The organism is Sphingomonas sp. BE123, from assembly GCF_031456015.1.
Classification (GTDB): Bacteria; Pseudomonadota; Alphaproteobacteria; order Sphingomonadales; family Sphingomonadaceae; genus Sphingomonas.
Map to the genome: position 1 here is coordinate 339320 of NZ_JAVDTW010000002.1, position 25336 is coordinate 364655.

Annotated in this window: 27 protein-coding genes and 1 other RNA gene; 24 read left to right on the forward strand and 4 right to left on the reverse strand. The window is 66.2% G+C overall.

The window, feature by feature from the left end; translation table 11 throughout:
• Positions 1-3: 3 nt before the first annotated feature.
• The gene (locus tag J2Y54_RS09860; protein WP_310039168.1) at positions 4-144 is read right to left on the reverse strand and encodes a hypothetical protein; all 141 of its coding nucleotides are present in this window, start codon (positions 142-144) and stop codon (positions 4-6) included.
• Between the two features lie 130 nt (positions 145-274).
• Here J2Y54_RS09860 and J2Y54_RS09865 point away from each other — a divergent pair, with 130 nt between their 5' ends.
• Entirely contained in the window at positions 275-712 is a 438-nt protein-coding gene (locus J2Y54_RS09865) for a PaaI family thioesterase (RefSeq protein ID WP_310039171.1), read from the forward strand.
• The gene (locus J2Y54_RS09870) at positions 709-1095 is read left to right on the forward strand and encodes a PaaI family thioesterase (RefSeq protein ID WP_310039172.1); all 387 of its coding nucleotides are present in this window, start codon (positions 709-711) and stop codon (positions 1093-1095) included. The genes J2Y54_RS09865 and J2Y54_RS09870 overlap by 4 nt, the downstream gene beginning before the upstream one ends.
• Here J2Y54_RS09870 and J2Y54_RS09875 read toward each other — a convergent pair.
• Entirely contained in the window at positions 1092-2234 is a 1143-nt protein-coding gene (locus J2Y54_RS09875; protein WP_310039173.1) for a PQQ-dependent sugar dehydrogenase, read from the reverse strand. The genes J2Y54_RS09870 and J2Y54_RS09875 overlap by 4 nt on opposite strands.
• 222 nt (positions 2235-2456) lie before the next feature.
• Here J2Y54_RS09875 and rimP point away from each other — a divergent pair, with 222 nt between their 5' ends.
• The 14 genes from rimP (at position 2457) to J2Y54_RS09945 (ending at position 19677) form a co-directional block, all read left to right on the forward strand.
• Entirely contained in the window at positions 2457-3002 is a 546-nt protein-coding gene (gene rimP / locus J2Y54_RS09880; RefSeq protein WP_310039176.1) for a ribosome maturation protein RimP, read from the forward strand.
• Complete coding sequence (gene nusA, locus J2Y54_RS09885) at positions 3002-4666, forward strand: transcription termination factor NusA (RefSeq protein ID WP_310039179.1); 1665 nt, start codon at positions 3002-3004, stop codon at positions 4664-4666. Before rimP ends, nusA begins: the two co-directional genes overlap by 1 nt.
• A gap of 13 nt (positions 4667-4679) precedes the next feature.
• Positions 4680-5315 carry a DUF448 domain-containing protein gene (locus tag J2Y54_RS09890; protein WP_310041267.1) on the forward strand — a complete coding sequence of 212 codons (636 nt, stop codon included), beginning with the start codon at positions 4680-4682 and terminating at the stop codon, positions 5313-5315.
• A 78-nt stretch (positions 5316-5393) separates the two neighbouring features.
• The gene (infB, locus tag J2Y54_RS09895; RefSeq protein WP_310039181.1) at positions 5394-8096 is read left to right on the forward strand and encodes a translation initiation factor IF-2; all 2703 of its coding nucleotides are present in this window, start codon (positions 5394-5396) and stop codon (positions 8094-8096) included.
• A 122-nt stretch (positions 8097-8218) separates the two neighbouring features.
• Positions 8219-8626 (forward strand): 30S ribosome-binding factor RbfA, encoded by a 408-nt coding sequence (gene rbfA, locus J2Y54_RS09900; protein ID WP_310039183.1) that lies wholly within the window; start codon positions 8219-8221, stop codon positions 8624-8626.
• Between the two features lie 36 nt (positions 8627-8662).
• Positions 8663-9247: a thymidine kinase gene (locus J2Y54_RS09905; protein ID WP_310039185.1), complete on the forward strand. Its 585-nt coding sequence runs from the start codon at positions 8663-8665 to the stop codon at positions 9245-9247.
• Between the two features lie 91 nt (positions 9248-9338).
• A complete protein-coding gene (locus J2Y54_RS09910) occupies positions 9339-10031 on the forward strand; it encodes a hypothetical protein (RefSeq protein ID WP_310039188.1) in 693 nt (230 codons plus the stop codon).
• A gap of 56 nt (positions 10032-10087) precedes the next feature.
• Positions 10088-10984, forward strand: a complete 897-nt coding sequence (truB, locus tag J2Y54_RS09915) for a tRNA pseudouridine(55) synthase TruB (protein ID WP_310041269.1) — start codon at positions 10088-10090, stop codon at positions 10982-10984.
• 22 nt (positions 10985-11006) lie between these two features.
• The gene (gene rpsO, locus J2Y54_RS09920; protein ID WP_310039190.1) at positions 11007-11276 is read left to right on the forward strand and encodes a 30S ribosomal protein S15; all 270 of its coding nucleotides are present in this window, start codon (positions 11007-11009) and stop codon (positions 11274-11276) included.
• 180 nt (positions 11277-11456) lie between these two features.
• Entirely contained in the window at positions 11457-13796 is a 2340-nt protein-coding gene (gene pnp / locus J2Y54_RS09925) for a polyribonucleotide nucleotidyltransferase (RefSeq protein ID WP_310039191.1), read from the forward strand.
• A 151-nt stretch (positions 13797-13947) separates the two neighbouring features.
• Positions 13948-15672 (forward strand): methyl-accepting chemotaxis protein, encoded by a 1725-nt coding sequence (locus tag J2Y54_RS09930; RefSeq protein ID WP_310039193.1) that lies wholly within the window; start codon positions 13948-13950, stop codon positions 15670-15672.
• A 77-nt stretch (positions 15673-15749) separates the two neighbouring features.
• Positions 15750-17576 carry a DUF885 domain-containing protein gene (locus J2Y54_RS09935; protein WP_310039194.1) on the forward strand — a complete coding sequence of 609 codons (1827 nt, stop codon included), beginning with the start codon at positions 15750-15752 and terminating at the stop codon, positions 17574-17576.
• Between the two features lie 53 nt (positions 17577-17629).
• Positions 17630-18478 (forward strand): EcsC family protein, encoded by an 849-nt coding sequence (locus tag J2Y54_RS09940; protein ID WP_310039197.1) that lies wholly within the window; start codon positions 17630-17632, stop codon positions 18476-18478.
• Positions 18475-19677 carry a serine hydrolase domain-containing protein gene (locus J2Y54_RS09945; protein ID WP_310039198.1) on the forward strand — a complete coding sequence of 401 codons (1203 nt, stop codon included), beginning with the start codon at positions 18475-18477 and terminating at the stop codon, positions 19675-19677. Before J2Y54_RS09940 ends, J2Y54_RS09945 begins: the two co-directional genes overlap by 4 nt.
• On the opposite strand, the gene ssrA is transcribed toward J2Y54_RS09945, so the two are convergent.
• Positions 19678-20061, reverse strand: a transfer-messenger RNA (tmRNA) gene (gene ssrA, locus J2Y54_RS09950).
• A 98-nt stretch (positions 20062-20159) separates the two neighbouring features.
• Here ssrA and J2Y54_RS09955 point away from each other — a divergent pair.
• The 3 genes from J2Y54_RS09955 (at position 20160) to J2Y54_RS09965 (ending at position 21593) form a co-directional block, all read left to right on the forward strand.
• A complete protein-coding gene (locus tag J2Y54_RS09955; protein ID WP_310039201.1) occupies positions 20160-20591 on the forward strand; it encodes an Rrf2 family transcriptional regulator in 432 nt (143 codons plus the stop codon).
• A 112-nt stretch (positions 20592-20703) separates the two neighbouring features.
• Positions 20704-21129: an organic hydroperoxide resistance protein gene (locus J2Y54_RS09960; protein ID WP_310039204.1), complete on the forward strand. Its 426-nt coding sequence runs from the start codon at positions 20704-20706 to the stop codon at positions 21127-21129.
• The gene (locus J2Y54_RS09965; protein ID WP_310039207.1) at positions 21126-21593 is read left to right on the forward strand and encodes a MarR family transcriptional regulator; all 468 of its coding nucleotides are present in this window, start codon (positions 21126-21128) and stop codon (positions 21591-21593) included. Before J2Y54_RS09960 ends, J2Y54_RS09965 begins: the two co-directional genes overlap by 4 nt.
• Before the next feature lie 12 nt (positions 21594-21605).
• Here J2Y54_RS09965 and mscL read toward each other — a convergent pair whose 3' ends face one another.
• Positions 21606-22064: a large conductance mechanosensitive channel protein MscL gene (mscL, locus tag J2Y54_RS09970; RefSeq protein ID WP_310039210.1), complete on the reverse strand. Its 459-nt coding sequence runs from the start codon at positions 22062-22064 to the stop codon at positions 21606-21608.
• Between the two features lie 142 nt (positions 22065-22206).
• Here mscL and J2Y54_RS09975 point away from each other — a divergent pair, with 142 nt between their 5' ends.
• The 5 genes from J2Y54_RS09975 to J2Y54_RS09995 are packed head-to-tail and all read left to right on the forward strand — an operon-like array spanning position 22207 to position 25328.
• On the forward strand, positions 22207-22791 hold the full coding sequence (locus tag J2Y54_RS09975) for a LemA family protein (protein WP_310039213.1): 585 nt from the start codon (positions 22207-22209) through the stop codon (positions 22789-22791).
• Positions 22792-22811: 20 nt separating this feature from the next.
• Positions 22812-23321 carry a TPM domain-containing protein gene (locus J2Y54_RS09980; protein WP_310039216.1) on the forward strand — a complete coding sequence of 170 codons (510 nt, stop codon included), beginning with the start codon at positions 22812-22814 and terminating at the stop codon, positions 23319-23321.
• The gene (locus J2Y54_RS09985) at positions 23318-24124 is read left to right on the forward strand and encodes a TPM domain-containing protein (protein ID WP_310039217.1); all 807 of its coding nucleotides are present in this window, start codon (positions 23318-23320) and stop codon (positions 24122-24124) included. The genes J2Y54_RS09980 and J2Y54_RS09985 overlap by 4 nt, the downstream gene beginning before the upstream one ends.
• Complete coding sequence (locus J2Y54_RS09990; protein ID WP_310039220.1) at positions 24124-24798, forward strand: hypothetical protein; 675 nt, start codon at positions 24124-24126, stop codon at positions 24796-24798. Before J2Y54_RS09985 ends, J2Y54_RS09990 begins: the two co-directional genes overlap by 1 nt.
• Complete coding sequence (locus J2Y54_RS09995) at positions 24795-25328, forward strand: NUDIX hydrolase (protein WP_310039222.1); 534 nt, start codon at positions 24795-24797, stop codon at positions 25326-25328. The genes J2Y54_RS09990 and J2Y54_RS09995 overlap by 4 nt, the downstream gene beginning before the upstream one ends.
• Positions 25329-25336: the final 8 nt, after the last annotated feature.

Sequence of the window (25336 nt, forward strand, 5' to 3'; positions counted from 1 at the left end):
GCGTCAGCCGCCATAGACGATCACGACGACCGCGACGAGCATGTCGAAAATCTCGTCGCTGGCCAGGTCTCCGGACTGGATCGCGCCGTACAGGGCGACGGGGACGCTCAGCGGGGCAATGTCGGCCGGGTCGAGCTTCAGCATGGTCGGGTCCTCCTGACAACCCATGCTAGGGCGCCGATGCGGCGGCGCTGAGTTAATTCGCTTTTATGCTTGGCAGCACGACCGGGCCGGGCGGCTTGCCGCGACGGTCGCAGGCGGGTAGCGGACGGGCATGACGCTGACGCCGATGCCGTTCGATCCGAAACATTTCTTTGCCAACCGCGTCGGGGGGCATGGCGATGCGTTGGGGATCCGGTACCGCGCGCATGGCGCGGACTGGTGCGAGCTGGAACTGCCCTTCGATGCACGACTGGTCGGCGATGCCGAGCGTGGCGTCCTCGCGTCCGGGCCGATCATCGCGCTGCTCGACATGGCCACGTCGATCGGGGTGTGGATGAAGCGGGGCGGGTTCCTGCCGCATGCGACGCTGGACTTGCGCGTCGACTATTTGCGCCCGGCGCTGGTCGGCCGCACCGTTATCGGGCGGGGCGAATGCTATCGTGTCACGCGATCAGTCGGCTTCGTGCGCGGGATCGCGCATGACGGCGATGCCGAGGACCCGGTCGCGCATGTCGCCGGTACCTTCATGTTCATGGAGCAGGCGGCATGAGCATTGCGCTGCCCCCCTATGCCGAACTGCTGGGCATTTCGGTCGAGCGCGGTGACGGGCCACCGGTGCTGGTCATGCCCTTTGGCAGCGGCGTGCTGGGCCGGCCCGGGTTCGTGCATGGCGGCGCGCTGGCCGGGTTGCTCGAAATGGCGGCGGTGGTGGCGATCCGCGATGCGCTGGCGCGGGAGGGCCGGGCCGAGGCGCGGATCAAGCCGGTCAACGTGACGGTCGATTTCATGCGCGGCGGGCGGGAAAAGCCGACGCGTGCGCAGGGCAAGGTCAGCCGGCTCGGCAACCGGGTCGCCAATGTCGAGGCATTCGCTTGGCAGGACGATCCGGACCGCCCCGTCGCGGCGGCCCGGATGAACTTCCTGATCGCCTAGCGCGCGCCAGCGGGGGTCAGCTTGAGCAGGCGCCCCTGCGACCCGCGCCCGCCGTCTTCGAGCACCCAGATCGCGCCGTCCGGGCCTTCTTCCACCTCGCGGATGCGTGCGCCCATCGGCCACTGGTCGCCCTTTGCCGCGCTGGTGCCGGTCACGTCGACACGGACCAGCGCCTGGCTCGACAGGCCACCGATGAACAGGTCGCCCTTCCACTGCGGGAACATCTTGCCCGAATAGACCATCAGCCCGCCGGGCGAGATCGCCGGCTTCCACGAGACCTTGGGCGCTTCGAATTCGGGACGGGTGTCGTGATCCGGGATGACGCGCCCGTCATAATGGTCGCCGTCCGACACGATCGGATAGCCATAGTTGCGGCCGGGCAGGATCAGGTTGACCTCGTCGCCATCCTTGGGCCCCATTTCCTGCTCCCACAGATTGCCGGCCGAATCGAACGCGATGCCGAGCAGGTTGCGATGGCCATAGGACCAGATCGCCGGGTGAAACCCCTTTGCCGTCAGCCCCGGATCGCCCGCCGGCTTGCCGTCCAGCGTGAGGCGCAGCACCTTGCCCAGCGTCGATTTGGGATCCTGCGACGGGTCGAACTTCTGGCGTTCGCCATTGGTGAAGAACAGGTGGCGGCCATCGGGGGCAAAGGCGATGCGGCCCGAATAATGGCCGCTGCCCTCGACATAGGGGCTGGCCTGAAACAGCCGCTCGACCCCGGTCAGCATCGGCGCGGCGCCATCGGTCAGCGTGGCGCGGGCGAGCACGACGCCCTTTCCGCCCGGCCCGGATTCGGAAAAGCTGAAATAGACGCGCTTGCTGCTGGCATAATCGGGCGCGAGCAGGATTTCCTTGAGCGCGCCCTGCCCGGCACTGTCGACCGCCGGCACGCCGGTCACTTCGGTCTTGGTCTTGCCGTCGGCGCTGAGCAGGATCAGCTTGCCCAGCTTTTCGGTGACCAGCATCCGACCATCGGGCAGGAATGTCATCGCCCAGGGCGCGTCGAAATCGGCCACCGGCGTCACGGTAAAGGGCAGCGCACCCGTCGCGGCGGCGCCTTCCTGGCTGTTGCCGGGCTGTGCCGCGGTGCAGGCGATCAGGACGAACGGCACGGCGGCGATCGGTAACAGGCGCATCAAATCCTCCCAGAAGCAATGTGCGCAACGCGCAGGATGCGTGGATGTTGCACGTGAAACAGTCCGCGAAAAGGGGTCCCAAGGGGCAGATTCGAACGGCTTGCCGTTTGCGCGCCATGCGCCTATAGAGAAGCCGTTCTCGACATTGGAAACCTTGGCGAGGCCGGCCCCACGGGGTTCGGCGGCGACGGGGTGTATCCGGTGCAATTGGAGTTTTGAGCGTTGGCCGATCTGGCAGTCCTGACCGCGATCATCGAACCCGAAGCGCGCGCGCTCGGCTTCGACCTGGTGCGCGTCAAGCTGTTTGGTGGCGAGGGTGACCGGACGCTGCAGGTGATGGCCGAGCGGCCCGACACGCGCCAGCTGACGATCGACGATTGCGCCGATCTGTCGCGCCGCATTTCCGATCAGCTCGACGCGCTGGAGGAAGCAGGCAAGGATCCGATTCCCGAAGCCTATCGGCTCGAGGTCAGCTCGCCCGGCATCGACCGGCCGCTGACTCGCCTCAAGGATTTCGCGGACTGGCAGGGGCATGAGGCGCGGATCACGCTCAGCGAGAAGATCGACGGGCGCAAGCAGTATAAGGGTGGCCTTGCCGGTGTATCCGCAGACATGGTCGCCATCACCGACGCTCAGGGCGTCACCCATTCGGTGCCGTTCGGCAAGATCGAGGACGCCAAGCTCCTGATCACCGACCGGCTGATCGCCGCAACCCGCCCCCTCTCGACCGAGGGCGCTGACGAATTCGAAGCAGAGGAACAGGACTGATGGCCACCGCCATTTCCGCCAACAAGGCCGAGCTGATCGCAATCGCCAATTCGGTGGCGAGCGAGAAGATGATCGACAAGGCCATCGTCATCGAGGCGATGGAAGAGGCGATCGAGCGTGCCGCCAAGAATCGGTACGGCGTCGAGAACGACATCCGCGCAAAGCTTGACCCGATGACCGGCGACCTGCGGCTGTGGCGCGTGGTCGAGGTGGTCGAGGCCGTCGACGACTATTTCAAGCAGGTCGATTTGAAGGGCGCGCAGAAGCTGCAGAAGGACGCCAAGGTCGGCGACTTCATCGTCGACCCGCTGCCCCCGATCGAATTCGGCCGCATCCAGGCGCAGGCATCGAAGCAGATCATCTTCCAGAAGGTCCGCGATGCCGAGCGCGAGCGCCAGTATGAAGAGTTCAAGGACCGCCAGGGTGAGATCATCACCGGCGTCGTCAAGCGCGTCGAGTTCGGCCATGTCGTGGTCGATCTGGGCCGCGCCGAGGGCGTGATCCGCCGCGACGCGCAGATCCCGCGCGAAGTGGTGCGCGTCGGCGACCGTGTCCGCAGCCTGATCCTCAAGGTCGTGCGCGAGACGCGCGGGCCGCAGATTTTCCTGAGCCGCGCGCATCCCGACTTCATGAAGAAGCTGTTCGCGCAGGAAGTTCCCGAAATCTATGACGGGATCATCGAGATCAAGGCCGCCGCCCGCGACCCGGGTTCGCGCGCCAAGATCGGCGTCATCTCGCACGATTCCAGCATCGACCCGGTCGGCGCGTGCGTCGGCATGAAGGGCAGCCGCGTTCAGGCGGTCGTGCAGGAAATGCAGGGCGAGAAGATCGACATCATCCCGTGGTCGCCCGACACCGCGACCTTCGTCGTCAACGCGCTGCAGCCGGCGAACGTCGCGCGCGTCGTCATCGACGAAGAGGATGACCGCATCGAAGTGGTCGTTCCCGACGATCAGCTGAGCCTCGCCATCGGCCGTCGCGGCCAGAATGTCCGCCTCGCCAGCCAGCTGACCGGCAAGGCGATCGACATCATGACCGAGACCGATTCGAGCGAGAAGCGTCAGCAGGAATTCGTCGCCAACAGCGAGATGTTCCAGAACGAACTCGACGTCGACGAGACGCTTGCCCAGCTGCTGGTCGCCGAAGGCTTCAGCCAGCTCGAGGAAGTCGCCTATGTCGAGATCGACGAGCTGGCGAGCATCGAAGGCTTTGACGACGACCTTGCGCAGGAGCTGCAGAGCCGCGCCGCCGAGGCACTCGAGCGCCGCGAAGAGGCAAATCGCGAGGCCCGCCGCGCGCTGGGCGTCGAGGACGATCTGGCAACCATGCCCTATCTGACCGAAGCGATGCTGGTCACCTTGGGCAAGGCCGGGATCAAGACGCTCGACGACCTCGCCGATCTGGCCACCGACGAGCTGGTCGCCAAGAAGCGCGCCGAGCCGCGTCGCCGTGGCGATGGCCCGGCAGCGCCGGTGCGCGAGCAGGACAAGGGTGGCGTGCTCGGCGAGTACGGCCTGAGCGACGAGCAGGGCAACGAGATCATCATGGCCGCCCGTGCACATTGGTTCGAAGACGAGCCGGCAGCAGCCGGCTCTTCGGGGTTCGCCGACGAGGAGCCCGCTGCGTCGGGTGGGGAGGACGCAATTGCGGACTCCGAACAATGAGCGCCCGGTTGAACTGACGGACGGTCAGCGTGCGGATGGGGGTCCCATCCGCACCTGCATCCTCTCGCGCGAGGGTCAGCCTCGCGACGGGCTCATCCGCCTTGCCCTGTCGCCGGACGGGCACGTCCTGCCCGATGTGCGCGCCAAGGCGCCCGGGCGCGGCGCGTGGATCGGCGTCGACCGCGCCACGCTGGAAGCGAGCGGAAAGGCGTTGCGCGGCGCACTCGCGCGCGCATTCAAGACCGGTGAGCTGACGATCCCCGAGGATCTGGGCGCGCGGATCGCCGCGCAGCTCGAACGCGCCTTTCTTGACCGGCTGGGGCTGGAAGCCAAGGCCGGCCATGTCGTGATCGGCGGCGAGCGGATCGAAAAGGCCGGGCGGATGGGCCGGTTGCATCTGTTGCTGCACGCGGCCGATGCCGGTGCCGATGGGTCGCGCAAGCTGGACCAGGCACTGCGCGTCGGCACCGATCGCGAAGGGTCTGGCGACACGGGGTTCACATTGCCAGTGGCACGCCCCATATTGTCCTTGGCGCTTGGCCGCGAAAATGTGGTACATGTTGGCCTGACCGACGCCAGAGCAGCTGGACGGGTGCGTGAAGCGCTCGACCGATGGCTGCACTTTAACGGACCCGACCCGGCCCCATAGCCTTGCGAAACCCGCTCGCAAGGCGCATTCGGCCTTGCGGCGATCCGACGAACGACGAAGAAGAGCAGGATAAGAAACTTGAGCGATACCGAAAACGAAAAGCCGAAGCTCGGAATGCGCCAGCCGCTGGGGCTGAAGCGCACGGTCGAGACCGGCAAGGTGAAGCAGAGCTTCAGCCACGGACGCTCGAATACCGTCGTGGTCGAGGTCAAGCGGCGCCGGGTCATCGGCCCGCAGGGCGCCGCTGCGCAGGACGAGGTCGCAGCACCACAGGCACCGGAAGCTGCGCCGCCGCCGCCACCGCCACCGCCCCCCGCGCCGGCTCCGCGCCCGGCCGCCCCGGCCGGCGAAACCGCGCAGGAGCGCCAGGCCCGCCTTCTGCGCGAAGCCGAAGAACAGCGCATGCAGGCGCTGGAAGAAGCGCGCCGTCGCGAAGAGCGCGAGCGCGCCGAGGCCGCTGCGGCCGAGCAGCGCCGCGCCGAGGAAAAGGCCCGCGCCGAAGCGGAAGCGGCCAAGGCCGCCGCCGCGCCCAAGGCCGAGCCTGCGCCGCCGCCGCCGCCGGCCGCAGCCCAGCCTGCGCCCGCTGCCGCCCCCGCGCCGACCCCCGCTCCGGCGCCGCGCCCCGCGGCACCGGCCCGGCCCGAGCCCATTGCGTTGCAGCTGGACCCGACGCGTCCCGCGCCGCGCCAGTTTACCCCGGTCCAGCGGCCGGAAATTCCGCGCCCTGCGCCGGCAAAGCCCGAACCGGCGGCGCCTGCCGCGTCCGCCACGCCTGCTGCGTCGTCCGGCACGGCAGCGCCGCGGACCCAGAATCTGGGTCCGAACCGCGCTCCGGCACGTGCGCCCGAGCCGCAGCGTCCGCAGCAGCGCGACCGCAAGGGCGACGAGCGCCGTGGCGGCAAGCTGACCGTGAACCGTGCGCTGGGTGGCGACGACGGCGCGCGTGCGCGCAGCCTCGCCGCGCTGAAGCGGGCGCGTGACAAGGAACGCCGCCATACCGGCCCGCGCGAGCCGCAGGCCAAGCAGGTTCGTGACGTGCAGGTGCCAGAGGCGATCACCGTCGCCGAACTCGCCAACCGCATGGCCGAAAAGGGCGCAGACCTGGTCAAGGCGCTGTTCAAGATGGGCATGCCCGTCACGCTGACCCAGACGATCGACCAGGATACCGCCGAACTGCTGGTGACCGAATTCGGCCACAACATCGTGCGCGTGTCCGATTCCGACATCGACCTTGCCGTCGACACGGTCGAGGATGCCGAAGATTCGCTCAAGCCGCGTCCGCCGGTGGTCACGATCATGGGCCATGTCGATCATGGCAAGACCAGCCTGCTCGACGCGCTGCGTGGCACCGACGTAGTGCGCGGCGAAGCCGGCGGCATCACCCAGCATATCGGCGCCTATCAGGTCACGCTGAAGGACAAGTCGAAGATCACCTTCCTCGACACGCCGGGCCACGAGGCGTTTTCGGAAATGCGCGCGCGTGGCGCGAACGTCACCGACATCGTCGTGCTGGTGGTCGCCGCGGATGACGGCCTGATGCCGCAGACGATCGAGGCGATCAATCACACCAAGGCGGCCGGCGTTCCGATGATCGTCGCGATCAACAAGATCGACAAGCCCGAAGCCAATGCCCAGAAGGTGCGCGAGCGCCTGCTGGAGCATGACATCCAGGTCGAGGCGATGGGCGGCGAAACGCAGGACGTCGAGGTTTCGGCGCTCAAGAAGCTGGGCCTTGAGGATCTGATCGAGAAGATCCAGCTCCAGGCCGAGCTGATGGAGCTCAAGGCCAATCCCGACCGCGCGGCCGAGGGCAATGTGGTCGAGGCGAAGCTGGACAAGGGGCGCGGCCCGGTCGCGACCGTGCTGGTCACGCGCGGTACGCTCAAGGTCGGCGACGTGTTCGTTGTCGGCGCCGAAAGCGGCAAGGTCCGCGCGCTGGTCGACGACAAGGGGCGCCAGATGAAGGAAGCCGGCCCGTCGATGCCGGTCGAAATCCTCGGCCTGTCGGGCGTGCCGATGGCGGGCGACCTGCTGCAGGTCGTCGAGAATGAGGCACGCGCCCGTGAAGTCGCGGCCTATCGCGCCAGCGTGATCCAGAACAAGCGCACGACCAACACCCCCGCGAGCCTCGAGAGCATGTTCTCGGCGCTCAAGGAAAAGCAGGCGATGGAGTATCCGCTCGTCGTCAAGGCGGACACGCAGGGGACGGTCGAGGCGATCATCGGGTCGCTCAACAAGATCTCGACCGACGATATCAAGGTGCGGATCCTGCACTCGGGCGTCGGCGGCATCACCGAAAGCGACGTCAACGTCGCTGCGGCTTCGGGCGCGCCGATCATCGGCTTCAATGTCCGTCCGAACGCCAAGGCCCGCGAGATCGCCGAGCGGAACAAGGTCGCGCTGAAATATTATGACGTGATCTACACGCTCACCGACGAGATCCGAGCCGGCATGGCGGGGCAGCTTGGTCCGGAAGCGTTCGAAACCGTCGTCGGCCGTGCCGAAATCCGCGAGGTCTTCTCGGCCGGCAAGCATGGCAAGGCGGCCGGTCTGCTGGTGGTCGACGGTGCGATCCGCAAGGCGCTCAAGGCGCGCATCACGCGCGACGACGTCATCATCTACCAGGGCGAGATCGCGTCGCTGCGCCGCTTCAAGGACGATGTCGCCGAAGTCCGCGCTGGCCTGGAATGCGGTGTGACGTTCAGCCAGAACTTCACCGACATCAAGCCGGGCGACTTCCTCGAAACCTTCGAGGTCGAGCTGCGCGAACGGACGCTGTAATCAAATAGCCCTCTCCCCTTCAGGGGAGAGGGTTGGGAGAGGGGCCTGTCCCTCAGCCGGACGGTGGCAGTCTAGAACTGCCCCTCTCCCCGGCCCTCTCCCCTGAAGGGGAGAGGGAGTTCATGAAGCACAACGACACGCCCGAAACCCGTTCCGTCCGCCTGCTGCGCGTGGGCGAGCAGGTGCGCCACATCCTGTCCGACATCCTCGCGCGCGGGGAGGTGCGTGACGATGTGCTCACCAGCCATGTGGTGAGCGTGACCGAAGTGCGCATGTCGCCCGACCTGCGCCACGCCACCGTCTTCGTGAAGCCACTGCTCGGCAAGGACGAGGAAGCGGTGATCAAGGCGCTGCGCACCAACACCGCCTATCTGCAACGCGAAGTCGCCGGGCGGATGAAGATGAAATATGCAGCCCGGCTCAAATTCCTGGCGGATGAGAGCTTCGACGAGGGCAGCCATATCGACCAGTTGCTGCGCGATCCCAAGGTGGCGCGGGATCTGGCCGGCGGGGGTGATGCAGAAAGCTGATCGCGTTTCGCGGTAGCCGCGCTTAGGGTCGGTGCGATGGCCAAGCTCTATTTCTATTATGCCAGCATGAATGCGGGGAAATCGACCACGCTGCTGCAGGCCGATTTCAACTATCGCGAGCGTGGCATGCGCACCTTGCTGTTCACCGCCGCGCTTGATGACCGGTCGGGCGCCGGGCGGATCGCGTCGCGGATCGGGCTTGCGGCGGACGCGGTGACGTTCGACCCGGCGCTCGACCTGCGCCTTCAGGTCGAGCGCGAGGCCGATCATGGGCCGGTCCATTGCGTGCTGGTCGACGAGGCCCAATTCCTGACCGCAGCCCAGGTCGATCAGCTCGCCGCCGTCGCCGATGTGCTGGGGATCCCGGTCCTTGCCTATGGCCTGCGCACCGATTTCCGGGGGGACCTGTTCCCCGGATCGGCACGGTTGCTGGCGCTTGCCGATTCGCTGGTCGAGATCAAGTCGGTGTGTCGCTGCGGCCGCAAGGCGACGATGAACCTGCGCGTGCATGTCGATGGGCGCGCCGTGGCCGATGGCGCGCAGACCGAAATTGGCGGAAACGACCGCTATATCGCCTTGTGCCGGCGGCATTTCACCGAAGCGCTCGCGGCGGCCGGATAAGCGCCCCAATCGTCCCGTTCCGTAACGGCAGCGCGCATGAAAAAGGTGGAGCCGAACGGCGCGCTTCGCCACGGTGGCGGCGGGGGAGTGGATGCAGCCGATCATCGAATCACTGGCGATATGGGCATTGCCGGCGATCGCGGCGGTGGTGCTGCATGACTGGGCGCAGCGGCTTGTCGCGAGCTGGCTGCCGACAGAGGCGGATGCGCCGGTCCCGGCATCCACACGTCTGCCGCGCATCGTGCGCGCGGTCGACCCGGTCGGCACGGTCATCGTCCCGATCGCGCTCGCGGTATCGGGCGCGCCCGTATTTGGCTGGCCGCGCTATCGCCCCTTTGCCCATGGCGAGGACGCGCTGGCGCGTCGGCGGCGACTGCTCAGCGCGCTCGCCGGGCCGGTGGCCAGCTTTGCCGCCGCGCTGGTCGGTGCGGTCGCACTCGGCGCGCTGGTTGCCGCATCGGGCGGTGCGATGCCGCAGCAGGGCGTCGCCTGGCTGGTCACCGCCAATCTGTTCAACTTCATTCTCGCCAATGCGTGCATGACGAGCTTTCACCTGCTGCCGATCCCGCCATTCGATATGGGGCGGGCGCTGAGCGCGCTGCTGCCGGTGCCGTTGCGCCAGCGGTTGCGCCGCGCCGGGCGGCTGGTGGTGCTCGCGGTGATCGCGACGGTGGTGGCAATCCCGCTGCTCGACCCGCATGCGCGCATCGGCGAATGGGTTGCCGCGCCGTTGATCAACGCGATCACGCGCTTTGTGCTGGGACTTGTCAATCTGACGGTTTGAGGGCCCGGCGAAGCAACCGGTTCAGCTTTGCTGAAACCGCAGCTATGGCCGCAGCGATGCATGGCTGGATCATTCTCGACAAGCCGCTGGGGCTCGGCTCGACCCAGGGGGTGAGCGCGGTGAAACGCGCGCTGCGCGCCTGTGGCTATGGGCCTAAGCTGCGCGACCTGCCCAAGGTCGGCCATGGCGGCACACTCGATCCGCTGGCGACCGGCGTGCTGCCGATCGCGGTGGGGGAGGCGACCAAGCTGGCCGGGCGGATGCTCGACAGCGACAAGGTGTATGATTTCACGATCCGCTTCGGGGTCGAGACCGATACGCTCGATCTGGAGGGCCGCGCGGTCGCGGAATCGGACGTGCGCCCGGCCCGTGCCGCGATTGCGGAAATCCTGCCGCGTTTCACCGGCCCGATCGATCAGGTGCCGCCTGCTTATTCCGCGCTCAAGGTCGATGGTGCGCGCGCCTATGACCTCGCGCGCCAGGGCAATGACGTGACGCTGGCGACGCGCCCGGTGACGATCCATGCGCTGACCCTGGGTGCGACCGATGGCGAATCGGCGACGTTCACGGCATCTGTGTCCAAGGGCACCTATATCCGCAGCCTCGCGCGTGACATCGCACGGGCGCTTGGCAGCGTCGGGCACGTCACGATGCTGCGTCGGATCAAGGCCGGGCCGTTCACGCTCGATTCCGCGATATCGCTGGACAAGCTGGACGAATCCGCTAAGGCGCAGGCGCTTGAACATTGCCTCCTGCCATTGAGGGCGGGGCTGGACGACATCCCGGCTCTACCCCTCGAACCCGGTCAGGCAGAGGCGCTCCGTCAGGGGAAAGTGCTGACCGGGACTGCTGCTCATGACGGCCATTACTTCGCGCTGGAGGGCGATACGCCCGTCGCGCTGGTCGTGGTTTCGGACGGAACGGTCCGGGTCGTGCGCGGCTTCAACCTGTAGTGACGATGTCGAAGGAACCAGAATGTCGATTACCGCAGAGCGCAAGGAAGCGCTGATCAAGGAACATGCCCGCGCCGAAGGCGACACCGGCAGCCCCGAGATCCAGGTCGCGATCCTGACCGAGCGCATCCTGAACCTCACCGAGCATTTCAAGGGCCATGCGAAGGACAACCATTCGCGCCGCGGCCTGCTGATGCTGGTCAACAAGCGTCGCAGCCTCCTCGACTACCTCCGCAAGAAGGACGGGGACCGCTACACCGCACTCATCGCGAAGCTCGGGCTTCGCAAGTAACCGAAAAGGCGGCCTCCGGGCCGCCTTTTTGCCATTCCGGGCACGCGCCCGGGTCTTTGGGTCGCCGGCAATCCGGCCAGTGGCCCGCATCACAGGGGTGACGTCACCCCGCACCGCGCAGGCCGGACAGCCTGCACATAGGCCCCGGACGCATTGGGCGTTCGGTCCAAAGGAAATAAGATGTTCGACAAGAAGACCGTATCGATCGAGTGGGGCGGACAGACCCTGACACTCGAAACGGGCAAGGTTGCCCGCCAGGCCGACGGCGCCATCATGGCGACGCTCGGCGAAACCGTCGTGCTCTGCGCCGTCACGGCTGCCAAGAGCGTCAAGGATGGGCAGGATTTCTTCCCGCTCACCGTCCATTATCAGGAGAAGTATTCGGCCGCGGGACGCATCCCCGGCGGCTTCTTCAAGCGCGAGCGTGGCGCGACCGAGAAGGAAACGTTGGTCAGCCGCCTGATCGACCGTCCGATCCGCCCGCTGTTCCCGGAAGGTTTCTATAACGAAATCAACGCGATCGCTCAGGTGCTGAGCTATGACGGGCACAATGAGCCCGACGTGCTGGCGATGGTCGCGGCATCGGCCGCGCTGACCATTTCGGGCGTGCCGTTCATGGGCCCGATCGGCGCCGCGCGCGTCGGTTACCTCGACGGCGAATATATCCTCAACCCGACCGACGAGCAGGTCGCTGCCGGCGACCTCGACCTGGTGGTCGCCGCGACGCATGACGCGGTGATGATGGTCGAATCCGAAGCCAATGAGCTGTCGGAAGAGGTCATGCTGGGCGCCGTGCTGTTCGCGCACGATGCGTGCCGCGAGGTGATCAAGGCGATCATCAAGCTGGCCGAGCAGGCCGCCAAGGAGCCGTGGGAAATGGCGTCGTCGGACGACAATGCCAAGCTCAAGGACAAGCTCAAGAAGCTGATCGGCAAGGACATTGCCGCCGCCTACAAGCTGACCGACAAGTCGGCCCGTTCGAACGCACTCAACGAAGCGCGGGCGAAGGCGAAAGCGCAGTTCACCGAGGACGGCCTCGACCCGCAGACGGTGATGGCCGGCATCAAGCTGACCAAGAAGCTGGAAGCCGAGATCGTCCGTGGCGACATCCTCAAGACCGGCAAGCGTATCGACGGTCGCACCACGACCCAGATCCGTCCGATCGAGGCGGAAACGCACTTCCTGCCCCGCGCGCATGGTTCGGCGCTGTTCACGCGCGGCGAGACCCAGACCATCGCCACCTGCACCCTCGGCACCAAGGATGCCGAGCAGATGATCGATGGCCTGAACGGCCTGAAGTATGAGCATTTCATGCTCCACTACAACTTCCCGCCCTATTCGGTCGGTGAAGTCGGCCGCTTCGGCGCGCCGGGCCGTCGCGAAGTCGGTCATGGCAAGCTGGCGTGGCGCGCGCTGCACCCGGTGCTGCCGACCAAGGACGAGTTCCCCTACACGATCCGCCTGACCAGCGACATCACCGAGTCGAACGGTTCGTCGTCGATGGCGTCGGTGTGCGGCGGCAGCCTTGCGATGATGGACGCCGGCGTGCCGATCAAGCGCCCGGTCAGCGGCATCGCGATGGGCCTGATCCTCGAGGGCAAGGACTATGCGATCCTGTCCGACATCCTGGGCGACGAGGATCACCTCGGCGACATGGACTTCAAGGTGGCGGGGACGTCCGAAGGCATCACCACGATGCAGATGGACATCAAGATCGCGGGCATCACGCGCGAAATCTTCGAAGCCGCGCTGGCACAGGCCAAGGACGGCCGTGCGCACATCCTGGCCGAGATGAACAAGGCGCTGGGCGAAGTTCGCACCGAACTTTCGGCGCACGCGCCGCGCATCGAGACGATGCAGATCGACAAGTCGAAGATCCGCGAAGTCATCGGCACCGGCGGCAAGGTGATCCGCGAGATCGTCGCGACCACCGGCGCGAAGGTCGATATCGATGACGAGGGTCTGATCAAGATCAGCTCGTCCGACGTCAGCCAGATCGAAGCCGCGATGAACTGGATCAAGGGCATCGTCGAAGAGGCCGAGGTCGGCAAGATCTATACCGGCAAGGTCGTCAACCTGGTCGATTTCGGCGCGTTCGTGAATTTCATGGGCGGCAAGGACGGCCTCGTCCACGTCTCCGAAATCCGCAACGAACGCGTTGAAAAGGTCAGCGACGTCCTGAGCGAAGGCCAGGAGGTTAAGGTCAAGGTGCTCGAGATCGACCAGCGCGGCAAGGTGCGCCTGTCGATGCGCGTCGTCGATCAGGAAACCGGTGCCGAGCTGGAGGACACCCGCCCGGCGCGCGAACCGCGTGAACGCGGCGAGCGTGGCGAGCGCGAAGGCGGCCGTGGCGGCGATCGTCGTCGCGACGGTGGCCGTGGCGGCGATCGCGATCGCGGCCCGCGCCGTGACCGTGGCGATCGCAACGACCGTCCGCGCGGCGAGCGTTCGGAGTCGAAGGACGAGGGCGGCGAGAGCATCGGCCTCCCGGCCTTCCTGACTGGCGGCAACGACGACTGATCGCCTGCCGATCGCGATAATGAAGAGGGCTCCGGGAAACCGGGGCCCTTTTTCGTGATGACCGTATCACCACGGTGTTTACGGCTCGCGACCGATCAGCCCATCGCCTGACTATGATAGATGCGACACTGCGCGTGATCGGGGATCCGATATGAGCATTCGCCGTCTGACCATCACCGCCGGGGCGATCCTGATCGCGCTAACGCTGCTCAGTTTCGCCTATGGCGGATGGCGGATCGAACATGTCATCATGGGTGGGCCGATCCAGCGAGAATCGCAGGAAGCATCGGACCTGATCGCCGACATTCTGCCGCCTCCTGTTTATGTCATTGAACCTTATCTGGTCGCCAACAAGATTGCGCGGCACCCCGAGACGCTTGCAGCCAACACGCAGAAACTGCGCGCGCTGCGCGAAGCCTATGACGCGCGCCAAGCCTATTGGCGTGACAGCGCGATCGCGTCCGACCTGCAGCAAGCGATCACGCGCGACGTCGATTCGAGCGCGCAGGCGTTCTGGAAGGAGCTGGATTCGAACTTCTTGCCCGCCGTGCGCGGGGGCGATCCCGTTGCAGTCAATGCCAGCTTCGAGCGGTTAAGCGCCGCCTATGAGCGGCATCGTGACGCGGTGGATCGCGCGGTCGAGATGGCCCTTGCCTATCAGAAGCAGCTGAAGGCCGAAGCGGAACGGAAGATCGCGTTGACCATCTGGCAACTCCTGGGTTTGGCTTCCCTGATCGGTGCTGCGACGATCGGTTTTATCGTGTTTGTGCTGCGCAAGGTGATCCGGCCGATGCGGACGATCACGGCCGCGATGAACGTCATGGCTGAAGGCGGCGAAGCGAACGCGGAGGCGGAGACGTCACGTCAGGACGAGATTGGCGATATCGCCCGCGCACTTGCCGGGATCGTCAGCTATGTGGCTGAGAAAGCCCGGCGGGAGTCGGAGGCGCAGGCGGCGATACAGCGCGCCGTGGTGAGCGCGTTGGGGGAAGCTTTGGGCCGATTGCGCGAGGGGGTGTTGCATCACCGCATCCAGAGCGCATTTCCTGAGGAGTATGCGCAGTTGCGCGAGGACTACAACGCCGCAGCTGACGCGATGGAGGTCGCGATCGCGGCGGTTCGCGATACGACGATGATCCTCAACACCGGTGCGAGCGAGATCGCGGAGGCGACCTCCGACCTGTCGGTGCGGACCGAACAACAGGCCGCGCGGGTCGAGGAAACCAGCGCCGCGATATCCGCGCTTACCGAACGGGTCAGGCGCGCCGCGGGCGCGTCCAGCCATGCCGCCGGAATCATGACCGAAACGGATCGGCAGGCCGCCGAAAATGCCCGGATTCTCGAACATGCGATAGCGGCGATGGAACGCGTGCAGAACGCGGCGGGCGAAATCGACCAGATCGTAGGCTTCATCGACGGTCTTGCGTTTCAGACCAATATGCTCGCGCTAAATGCCAGCATCGAAGCGGGTCGCGCGGGCGAGGCGGGCAAGGGCTTTGATGTCGTCGCCAACGCTGTTCGCGCTCTGGCTGAACGCAGTGCGGAAGCGGCGCGCAACATCAAGGCTCTGACCGACCGGTCGAGCGAGGAAGTGCGTGCGGGCGCGCAGCTGGTGCTGAGTTCGGGCGACGCGATGAAGGCGATCATCACCAAGGTTTCGGACGGCAGCGTCCTGGTTGGCGAGATCGCCGCAAGCGGGGATGCTCAGACGGCTGGCATCGTCCAGGTTCGCGAAGCGATCGCAAGCATCGACGAGATGACCCAGAAAAACGCGGCGATGGGTGAGCAGTGCAATGCTGCAGCGCGTCTGCTCAGGGCTGAGGCTGACCGGCTGCAGGCGCTGGTCAACCGGTTCGATGCGGCGGTCGCGGCCTGACGGTCGCGGCGCATTGCTCCGGTGACACACAGGCGATAGCGTGCGGTATCTCGTTCCTCACGCACAGGAAATCGCCCGTGACACTGCGTCTTGCTCTTCCGCTGCTGCTCGCCGGGGTTGCCGCCCCCGCGCTGGTTTCGAACGCCGCCCCTCAGGCGGCCCCCATTGTCGCTGACACGCGTGCGGAAGATGCGCGGCTCAATGCATTTCTCGACGCGGCGTTCGACGCCAATGTCGCGCTGAGCCCGGAGAGCCAGACCGCGCTGGGCCTCAAGACCAATTACGACAAGCTCGACGACTATACCCGCGCTGCGGGCGAAAAGCGGATGGCGATGGCCGAAGCCACGCTGGCGGAGATGCGGGCCAAATTCGATCCGGCGAAGCTCGGGCCACAGGCGCGGCTGAGCTATCGCCTGTTCGAGACCCAGGTCGAGCGATCGCGCGCGGCGTACAAGTTCCGCGACTATGGCTTTCCGGTATCGACCAATGGCAGTCCGGCGGGGCAGATCCCGGTCTTCCTCATCAACAACCACCGCATTGCGAACGTCGCCGATGCGCGTGCCTATATCGCCCGGATCGGCGAGGTCGAGCGCGTGATGCGCGAGGTCGCCGCGACGATGCGCGATCAGGCGGGCAAGGGCATCGTTCCGCCCAAGATGGTGTTCAAGCCGGCGCGCGAGGATGCACGCAAGGTCATCAGCGGCGCCCCGTTCGATACGGGGGCGGACAGCACGGTGATGGCTGATTTCCGCAAGAAGGTCGGTGCGCTCGAGATCGCCGATGCCGACAAGGCGGCGCTGATCGCCGACGCGCAACAGGCGCTGACCGGTCCGTTCAAGCGCGGTTTCGACACGTTGTTTGCGGTGCTCGACGAGATCGAGCCCAAGGCCAAGGGCAATGACGGCGCGTGGAGCCTGCCCGATGGCGATGCCTTTTATGCCAACCGCCTGGCGCAGAATACGACGACCGACCTGACCGCCGACCAGATCCACCGGATCGGCCTCGATCAGGTCGCTGCGATTCGCCGCGAGATGGAGGCGGTCAAGGCGAAGATCGGCTACACCGGCACGCTCGAAAGCTTCTTCGAGGTGGTGCGGACCGATCCCCAGCTGAAATTCCCCAACACCGATGCCGGACGCGAGGCCTATCTGACCGAGGCGCGCGCGGTGGTCGCCAAGATGATGACGGCGGCGCCGCGCTGGTTCCACCGCCTGCCCAAGGCGAAGCTGGAAGTGCGTGCGGTCGAGAAATGGCGCGAGGGCACGGCCGCAGTCGCCTTCTACAACCGCCCGGCGCCCGATGGATCACGCCCGGGCATCTATTACACCAACCTCGCCAACATGGATCAGGTGCAGAAGATCCAGCTTGAGGGGATTGCGGTGCACGAGGGGGCGCCGGGGCATCATTTCCAGATCGCGCGCGCGATGGAGCTGGAAGGGCTGCCGAAGTTCCGGCGGTTCGGCGGCTACAGCGTCTACAGCGAGGGCTGGGGCCTTTATACCGAGCGGCTGGCCAAGGAGATGGGTGCCTATGCCGATCCCTATGCGGAGTTCGGCATGCTCTCGCTGCAGATGTGGCGCGCGATTCGGCTGGTCACCGATACCGGGCTCCATGCCAAGCGCTGGAGCCGCGAGCAGGCGATCGACTATTTCAAGGCGAACTCGTCAATCTCGGCGGCGGATATCGAGCGCGAGGTCAACCGCTACATCAACAACCCCGGTCAGGCGACGAGCTACATGATCGGCCAGCTCAAGATCGCCGAGCTGCGCAAGAAGGCGGAGACTGCGCTGGGCGCGCGGTTCGACATCCGTGATTTCCATGAGGTGGTGCTGGGCAATGGCGCCGTTCCGCTGACCGTGCTGGAAGAAGAGGTCGACCGTTACATCGCGGCGAAGCGGGCCTGAACGCGCGTGGCGGTCGGGACACCGGTCCCCACGCACCCCCCAGGGGCGCGGACGTGATCGCGGCGCCCGATGCGGCGGAGCTCGGCAATGCCTGTAGCGGCTTTTCCGCTGCGGACCTGACCGAGCTTGCGGGCATCGCCGCGCAATATCGTACCGCCGGCGGGCAGTTCATGCGCCTTGTCGCGGGCGCGGGGCGCGCGGCGCAGGCGGTTGTCGATCGGTTCCCGGGCGCGCTCAGCGCCGGGATCGATGCGGCGGCCAGCTGGGCGATGCAGCGCGCGTACGGCCTCGCCCGCACGTCGCAGGGGTCACCCACGGACACGGGCTGGTGGAACCGCCGGTTGCGGCGGCTGCGCGGCGAGCGTGGCCATCGCGCCGGTGCGATGCTCTCCGGTGGGATCGGTGGCTTTTTCGGGGTCCCCGGAACGCTCGCCGACCTGCCGGTCACGACCACGCTGATCCTGCGCTCGCTGCAACAGATTGCCGAGGAGCATGGCTTCGATCCGGCCGATCCGGCGGTGCGCATCGATTGCCTGACGGTGTTCGGCATGGGCGGGCCATCCATGGGCGATGACCAGATCGACAGCGGCCTGTGGGCGGTCCGCGTCGGCATGGCGCGATTGCTCACCCCCGAACTGATCGCGTCGGTCGCTGCGTCGGAGGCGTTCCGCCTGATCGTTCAGCGGTTCGGCATCGTCGTTTCGCAAAAGCTGCTGGCCCAGGCGGCGCCGGTGGTCGGTGCAGCGGCTGGCGCGACGATCAACCCGCTGTTCACCCGCTATTACCAGACCATGGCGCATGTCCATTTCCGGCTGCGCAAGCTGGAGCGTGCGCATGATCCCGACCAGATACGCGCCTGTTTCGAGCGCGTGCTGCGAAGCCAGCAGGGAGCGAAGCCATGAGCAACAGGGTGTGGATCGGTATGCTGGCAGCGGCGCTGATCGCCGGAGTGAGCGACGCCGCGGCGCAGGATCTGACGGCGCGCGGGGCGCCGGCCCAGCCCCCGACCGCGCTGGCAGCGGAGGTGCGGGTGGCGTTTAATGCGCGGGGCGTGACGGCCAGTGCGGCACGCGGTCTTGCCGACCGCGCCACAGGGCGCGTGGTCAGCGATGCGGATCCGGTGCGGATCGCAAGCATCTCCAAGCTGGTGGTTGCACTGGGGGTGATGCGAATGGTCGAGGCCGGGCAACTCGACCTCGACGCTGATGTGGCGCGATATCTGGACTGGCCGGTGCGCAACCCGACCTTTCCCGACGCGCCGGTGACGCTGCGCCAACTATTGTCGCACCGGTCGGGGCTGATCGATCCGGACGAGTATCGCGTGCCGCTGGGCGACCGGCTCGCCGATGTGATTGCGCGGCCAGCGCTGTGGGATGCGCAGCACGCGCCGGGTCGTCATTTCCGCTATTCCAACGTGGCGTTTCCCGTGATCGCGAGCGTGATGGAGAAAGCGGGCGGCGCGCGCTTCGACCGGCTGATGCAACAGCATGTATTTGCGCCGCTCGGCCTCGACGCCTGCTTCAACTGGTCGACCTGTTCCGATGCAAAGATCGCGCGGCATGTCGTGCTGTATCGCGCGAGTGGCGAGGTGGCGCTGGACGATCTGGCCGGGAAACGGCCCGATTGTCCGGTGATTGCGAAGCAGGGCTGCGATCTCGCCGGCTATCGGTTGGGGGAGAATGGCGCGTTGTTTTCGCCGCAGGGCGGGCTGCGCGCGTCGATGCGCGACCTCGCGGTGATCGGCGCGATGCTGATCCGCAACGACGGCAGTTTCCTCACACCCGCTTCGATCGCTGCGCTGGAGCGCGTGGCGTGGCGCTTCGATGGCGCGAATGGCGATACGAGCGGCGGTTTTTACTGCCAATATGGGCTGGCGGTGACGACGCTGCCGACCGGGCAAACCGGGTGCGACGATGACCTGTTCGGCGATGGCCGGGTGCGTGTCGGTCATGCTGGCGAGGCATATGGCCTGCGTTCGGGGCTGTGGATCGATCGTGCGGCGGGGGCCGGCGTTGCGTTTTTCGCCACCGCCACACCGGCCGTCAGCAAGGGACGCAGCGCGTTCAGCGTCGAGGAAGAGCGTCTGGCAAAAGGCGAGTGAAGTGGGGAGCTTCTGTTGCCCGGTGCTCCCCGTACCGCTGGATTCCGCTTCTGTTGCCCGGTGCGGTCCAACCGCGCATTTTAGTCTAACCTTAGTCCGTTAGGACTTGGGGTTAGGCCGCAATAGCGAGTGCTTCGTTATCGTTGGCACTTGTGAGTATGGGCCGTCGCGGTGGTCCCATTCCGAACGAAAACAGCGCTTTTCAACACACGTCGATCCTGGTTCGGCCCCGTCAGAAACGGTGTCCAAGTACACCACCTTATGGTGGAGCCGCCGGGTACTGCCCCCGGGTCCGCTGCGTCTATTGCACGCCACAATTTATCGTCATAGCCGGGCGAACCCGGCCTGATCGATATAGGCTGCACAGACCGGGTTGAAAAGGGCGCGATCGCGGATCGTCCTTACCGGGCCCTGGGCAATTCAAATGAAACTGGTGGGATTAGGCCTTCCCATCGCCACAAACTGGGCGCAAAGGCTTGACGATGCTCACCCAGCGTTCCCGCTACGCCCTGCGCGCGATGCTGTTTCTGGCCAAACAGCCACGCGATGGCGCGCCGGTGCCGATGACCCGCATTGCGGCGGAGGCGAATGTGCCGCGCAAGTTCCTCGAACTGATCCTTGCGGATCTGCGCGAAGCCGGGTTCATCCTGTCGACGCGCGGCAAGATGGGCGGCTATCGCCTCGCGCGTGCCAACCATCTGATTTCGTTGGGTGAGATCATCCGGGTGATCGAAGGGCCGCTGGCCTTGGTCCCGTGCGTCAGCCGCACCGCGTATCGCCCGTGCCTCGATTGCAGGGACGAGGCATCCTGCGCCATCCGTCACGCCATGGCGCGCGTACGCGATGAGACGGCACGCATCCTGGACGGCACCAGTCTCGCCGACGCCACCGCCGAGGATCTCGCCGCAGCCTGAGCGCTGCGCCGGCGACCGTGGCCGACAATGGCTATGGCTATGGCAACTTAGATTGCTTGCAATTGAATTGCTCAAATCCAATATTGGCGGTCCTGACACTGGAGGACTGACGATGAACCATCTCTACACCACCCGCGTGACCGCAATCGGCGGACGCAACGGCACGATCCGCAGTGATGACGGCCTGCTCGACCTGGCGCTCGCGATGCCGCGCGAACTCGGCGGACGCGGCGGCGCGACCAACCCGGAACAGCTGTTCGCGGCGGGCTATGCCGCCTGTTTCGAAAATGCGGTGATCCATGTCACGCGCGGCCAGGCCGACAAGGTGCGCGATTCGGACATCACGGTTGCGTGCAGCGTCGGCCTGCTGAAAAATGGGCAGAACGGATTTGCGCTCGCGGTGGAGCTGGATGTGGTGATTGCCGGGATCGATCAGGACAAGGCGGAGGCGATCGTTCAGGCGGCGCACGCGGTTTGCCCCTATTCCAACGCGGTTCGCGGCAATGTCGATGTCAAGCTGACGGTGGCGGTGCGATGACCGGCGCGGTGGCGGCACCGGAGGCTGCGGACGATCCGCTGCTGCTCGACCGGCAGCTGTGCTTCCCGCTCTATGCCGCCACCAATTTGCTCAACCGGCTTTACGGGCCGGTGTTGCGGCCGCTCGGGCTCACCTATCCGCAATATCTGGTGATGCTGGTGCTGTGGGAGCAGGCGCCGCAGACCGTGGGTGCGCTGGGCGCGCGCCTCCATCTCGACAGCGGCACGCTGACCCCGCTGCTCAAGCGGATGGAAGCGGCCGGGTTCGTGTCGCGTGCCCGGGATCCGGAGGATGAGCGTCGGGTCGTGATCGACCTCACCCCCTGCGGCCGCGCCTTGCGTGCCGATGCACTGCATGTCCCGCACACGATCGCGCGCGGACGGACCCCCGAGGGGATCGACGCGCTGCGCGATCAGGTCCGCACGCTCGTTGCGATGCTGGCCGAGCCCGACCCGCGGACCTGAACGCGCGGGCGCTCACGCGGCGTCGTTGCGCTTTTTCAGCTCGTCGCGAATCTCGCGCAGCAGCACGACATCGGCCGGGTCGGCGGCGGGCTCGGCCGTGCCGGCGGCCTTTTCGCGCTCGGCAGCCGCAAGGACCTTGTTGACCGTGCGCACCAGCAGGAAGACGATGAAGGCGAGAATCAGGAAGTTGATCGTGACGGTGATGAACTGTCCGAAGCCGAACAGCGGCACGCCCGCTTCCTTGAGCGCGGCATAGTTGGACGGCGACCCGGTATAGGATGCAGGAATCTCGCCCAGCCGGATGAAGTAACTCGAGAAGTCGAATCCGCCAAAGATCCAGCCGACCACCGGCATGATGATGTCGTCGGTCAGCGATTTGGTGATTGTCCCGAACGCCGCGCCGATGATGACGCCGACAGCGAGGTCGAGGACGTTGCCGCGCGCGATGAAGGTCCGGAATTCCTTGAGCATGAGCTCCCCCTTATGATTGCCGATCAACGCTACCGAACGCGCGGACGCCGGGCAAATATCCGGTTTTCATTGCGCCGGGGGGATGGGGTCCCTAGATTTGCGGTGTCGTATCGATGCGACACACTATGAGGGATTCATCGCGATGAAGCTTCGTCTGGTTGCCGCGCTGGTTGCAGCGGCCATGCTGTCCGCCTGCGGGCTGAACAGCGTTCCGACCGCCGAGGAAAATGCGAAGGCGAAATGGGCCGAGGTGCAGAATCAGTATCAGCGCCGCGCCGACCTGATCCCCAATCTGGTGCAAACGGTGAAGGCTGCCGGCGCTCAGGAAAAGGCGGTTCTGGTCGAGGTGACGCAGGCGCGCGCCGCCGCGACGCAGGTGCGCGTGAGCGATGCCGACCTGACCGATCCCGCCAAGCTCGCCGCCTATGACCGCGTGCAGGCCGGGGTGACCCTGTCGCTCCAGCGGCTGCAGGAGGCCTATCCGGAACTGCGCAGTCAGGCCAATTACGCCACGCTGATGACCCAGCTGGAAGGGACCGAGAATCGCATCGGCATCGCGCGCCGCGATTATAACGAGGCGGTGCAGAGCTATAACACCACCATCCGCACCTTCCCCGACGCGATCGGTGCCAAGATCTTCTACGGCGCCAAGCCGATGGCCCCGTTCCAGGCGACCACGCCGGGTGCCGACACCGCGCCCAAGGTGGATTTCGGGAACGGGAACTGATCGCGCCGGGAGCGGCCGGAATGAAACACGGGTTGGTCGCACTGACGGGGCTTGCGCTGGCGGGATGCAGTGAAGCCCCGTCCTGTCCATCGGCCGACCCGTTTCCGCTGCCGCCGCTCACGGGCCGGGTAGTCGATAACGCAGGGCTGTTGACTCCCGCTCGGCTGGAAAAGTTGAGCGTAGCGCTAGCGGACACCGAGCGGCTGACGCGCCATCAATTCGTCGTTGTCACCGTGCCGTCCCTGCACGGCAGGTCGATCGAGGATGTGGGCTTGGTGCTCGGCAACTGCTGGGGCATCGGTCGCAAGGATCATGATGACGGGGTGTTGCTGATCGTGGCTCCGACGGAACGCAAGGTCCGAATCGAAGTCGGCTACGGGCTCGAACGGACTCTGACCAACAGCGAGGCTAAGGCCATCATCGACCAGCAAATTCTGCCCAACTTCAGGCAGCGCGAACTGGCAGCCGGAATTTTTCGTGGGAGCGCGGCGATCATCCGCGAAATCGACGATTTGGGAGCAACGCCATGAGGTTCGTGCATCTGGTTCTGGCGCTGCTGCTGGCCGCATTTGCGGGGCAGGCGGCGTCGGCGCAGACCTTCCCCAAGCTGACCGGGCGGGTGGTCGATAGCGCCGATTTGCTCAGTCCGGCACAGGAGGCCGAGCTGACCGCGATGTCGGAGGCGACCGAGAAGGCGACCGGGCGACAGCTGGTGGTTGCCACCGTCCCGGACTTGCAGGGCTATCCGATCGAGGATTTCGGCTACAAGCTCGGCCGCGAATGGCAGATCGGGCAGAAGGATGCCGACAATGGCATCATCCTGCTGGTCGCGCCGAACGAGCGCAAGGTGCGGATCGAGGTCGGCTATGGTCTCGAACCGATCATGACCGACGCGCTGTCGGGGATGATCATCCGCGACACGATCATTCCGCGCTTCAAGGACAAGGACATGCCCGGCGGGATCATGGCCGGTGCGAGTGCGATCAACGAACAGCTCAAACTCCCGCTCGAAGCCGCCGAAGCGCGCGCCAAGCAGCTGATCGACAGTGGCAAGGCGCGCAAGAAGGGCGGGGCGAGCGCGTTCGTCGTGATCTTCTGGATCGTGATCCTGCTGATGGTCGTGCTGCCGATCGTGATCGGTGCGGCGCGCGGCAAGAAATATCGCCGCGGTCGGGCGCCGGTGGTGATCTGGGGCCCCGGCTGGGGCGACGGCGGCGGATCGTCCTGGGGCGGCGGCGGTTCCTGGGGTGGAGGCGGCGGCTTTGGCGGCGGCGGAGGCTTCTCCGGCGGCGGCGGCGGGTTCGGCGGCGGCGGCGCATCGGGGGGATGGTGATGGCACGACGGTTCACGGCTGAAGAACATGCCCGCGTCACCGCTGCGGTGGCAGCGGCCGAGCGCGGCACCGATGGCGAGATCGTGACGATCGTGACCGACTGGTCGGATCATTATCACGACGTTTCGCTTTATTATGCCGGGGCGGCGATGCTGGCGGCTTTGGGGCTGTTCGCCTTTTTCCCCGATCTGCTCGACGCCAAGCTGGCGCTGTTCACCGGGGGCTGGGGCGAGGCGGAACGGCATCTGCAGCTCGCCCTGCTGGTGGTGGTTCAGGCGGTGCTGTTCCTCGCCGTGCGTTTCGGGTTCGAAGCACTGCCCGGGCGCGGCGTGCTGATCCCCGGCGCGGTGCGCGGGCGGCGGGTGCGGCGGCGCGCGGTGCAGTTCTTCAAGGCGAGCGCGGAGAAGCGCACCGCCGAGCGCGTCGGCGTGCTGCTCTATGTCAGCCTGGCCGAGCATCGCGCCGAGATCATCGCCGATGAAGCGATCCTGGCGAAGGTCGAAGAGGGCGTGTGGGGCGAGGCGATGGTCGCCCTGGTCGACAAGGTGCGCGCGGGCGACCCGGCGGGCGGGATGGCCGGTGCGGTGACGCGGATCGGCGCGGTGCTGACGACGCATTTCCCCAAGACTGCGGGCGACGCCAACGAACTGCCCGACCGGTTGATCGAACTGTGAGCGTTCCCGACAGCGACGCGCCGGTCGAGACGGTGTGGCAGGGCAAGTTCATCACCGCCAGGCGTCAGGGCCGCTGGGAGTATGTCGCGCGTGCCCGCGGTATCCGCGCGGCGGTGATCGTCGCGGTCGATGACGAGGGCCATGTGCTGCTGGTCGAACAATATCGCGTGCCGCTTGGCCGCCATTGCCTTGAGCTGCCGGCGGGATTGATCGGCGACGATGGCGACGACGAGGCGGACGAGACCGCCGCCGCGCGCGAGCTGGAGGAGGAAACCGGCTACCGCGCCGAACGGATCGAATCGCTCGGCGAGTTCTTCTCCTCGCCCGGCATGGTCAGCGAAAGCTTCACCCTGGTCCGCGCGCACGGCCTGACGCGCGTGGGGGACGGCGGTGGCGTGGACGGCGAGAATATCACCGTCCATCGCGTGAAGCTGGCGGAGGTCCCGGCTTTTGTTGCCGAATGCCGGGCGCGCGGCATGGCGATCGACGTCAAATTGCTCCTGGCGCTGGGCAGCACGCTGCTGGCCTAACCGGGCGC

What these genes read in the sequence shown, in the direction of transcription:
- J2Y54_RS09860 (WP_310039168.1), bottom strand. Translation starts at nt 144, where the DNA reads ATGCTGAAGCTCGACCCGGCCGACATTGCCCCGCTGAGCGTCCCCGTC.
- J2Y54_RS09865 (WP_310039171.1), top strand. Translation starts at nt 275, where the DNA reads ATGACGCTGACGCCGATGCCGTTCGATCCGAAACATTTCTTTGCCAAC.
- J2Y54_RS09870 (WP_310039172.1), top strand. Translation starts at nt 709, where the DNA reads ATGAGCATTGCGCTGCCCCCCTATGCCGAACTGCTGGGCATTTCGGTC.
- J2Y54_RS09875 (WP_310039173.1), bottom strand. Translation starts at nt 2,234, where the DNA reads ATGCGCCTGTTACCGATCGCCGCCGTGCCGTTCGTCCTGATCGCCTGC.
- nusA (WP_310039179.1), top strand. Translation starts at nt 3,002, where the DNA reads ATGGCCACCGCCATTTCCGCCAACAAGGCCGAGCTGATCGCAATCGCC.
- rbfA (WP_310039183.1), top strand. Translation starts at nt 8,219, where the DNA reads ATGAAGCACAACGACACGCCCGAAACCCGTTCCGTCCGCCTGCTGCGC.
- J2Y54_RS09905 (WP_310039185.1), top strand. Translation starts at nt 8,663, where the DNA reads ATGGCCAAGCTCTATTTCTATTATGCCAGCATGAATGCGGGGAAATCG.
- J2Y54_RS09910 (WP_310039188.1), top strand. Translation starts at nt 9,339, where the DNA reads ATGCAGCCGATCATCGAATCACTGGCGATATGGGCATTGCCGGCGATC.
- truB (WP_310041269.1), top strand. Translation starts at nt 10,088, where the DNA reads ATGCATGGCTGGATCATTCTCGACAAGCCGCTGGGGCTCGGCTCGACC.
- rpsO (WP_310039190.1), top strand. Translation starts at nt 11,007, where the DNA reads ATGTCGATTACCGCAGAGCGCAAGGAAGCGCTGATCAAGGAACATGCC.
- pnp (WP_310039191.1), top strand. Translation starts at nt 11,457, where the DNA reads ATGTTCGACAAGAAGACCGTATCGATCGAGTGGGGCGGACAGACCCTG.
- J2Y54_RS09930 (WP_310039193.1), top strand. Translation starts at nt 13,948, where the DNA reads ATGAGCATTCGCCGTCTGACCATCACCGCCGGGGCGATCCTGATCGCG.
- J2Y54_RS09945 (WP_310039198.1), top strand. Translation starts at nt 18,475, where the DNA reads ATGAGCAACAGGGTGTGGATCGGTATGCTGGCAGCGGCGCTGATCGCC.
- J2Y54_RS09955 (WP_310039201.1), top strand. Translation starts at nt 20,160, where the DNA reads ATGCTCACCCAGCGTTCCCGCTACGCCCTGCGCGCGATGCTGTTTCTG.
- J2Y54_RS09960 (WP_310039204.1), top strand. Translation starts at nt 20,704, where the DNA reads ATGAACCATCTCTACACCACCCGCGTGACCGCAATCGGCGGACGCAAC.
- J2Y54_RS09965 (WP_310039207.1), top strand. Translation starts at nt 21,126, where the DNA reads ATGACCGGCGCGGTGGCGGCACCGGAGGCTGCGGACGATCCGCTGCTG.
- mscL (WP_310039210.1), bottom strand. Translation starts at nt 22,064, where the DNA reads ATGCTCAAGGAATTCCGGACCTTCATCGCGCGCGGCAACGTCCTCGAC.
- J2Y54_RS09975 (WP_310039213.1), top strand. Translation starts at nt 22,207, where the DNA reads ATGAAGCTTCGTCTGGTTGCCGCGCTGGTTGCAGCGGCCATGCTGTCC.
- J2Y54_RS09980 (WP_310039216.1), top strand. Translation starts at nt 22,812, where the DNA reads ATGAAACACGGGTTGGTCGCACTGACGGGGCTTGCGCTGGCGGGATGC.
- J2Y54_RS09985 (WP_310039217.1), top strand. Translation starts at nt 23,318, where the DNA reads ATGAGGTTCGTGCATCTGGTTCTGGCGCTGCTGCTGGCCGCATTTGCG.
- J2Y54_RS09990 (WP_310039220.1), top strand. Translation starts at nt 24,124, where the DNA reads ATGGCACGACGGTTCACGGCTGAAGAACATGCCCGCGTCACCGCTGCG.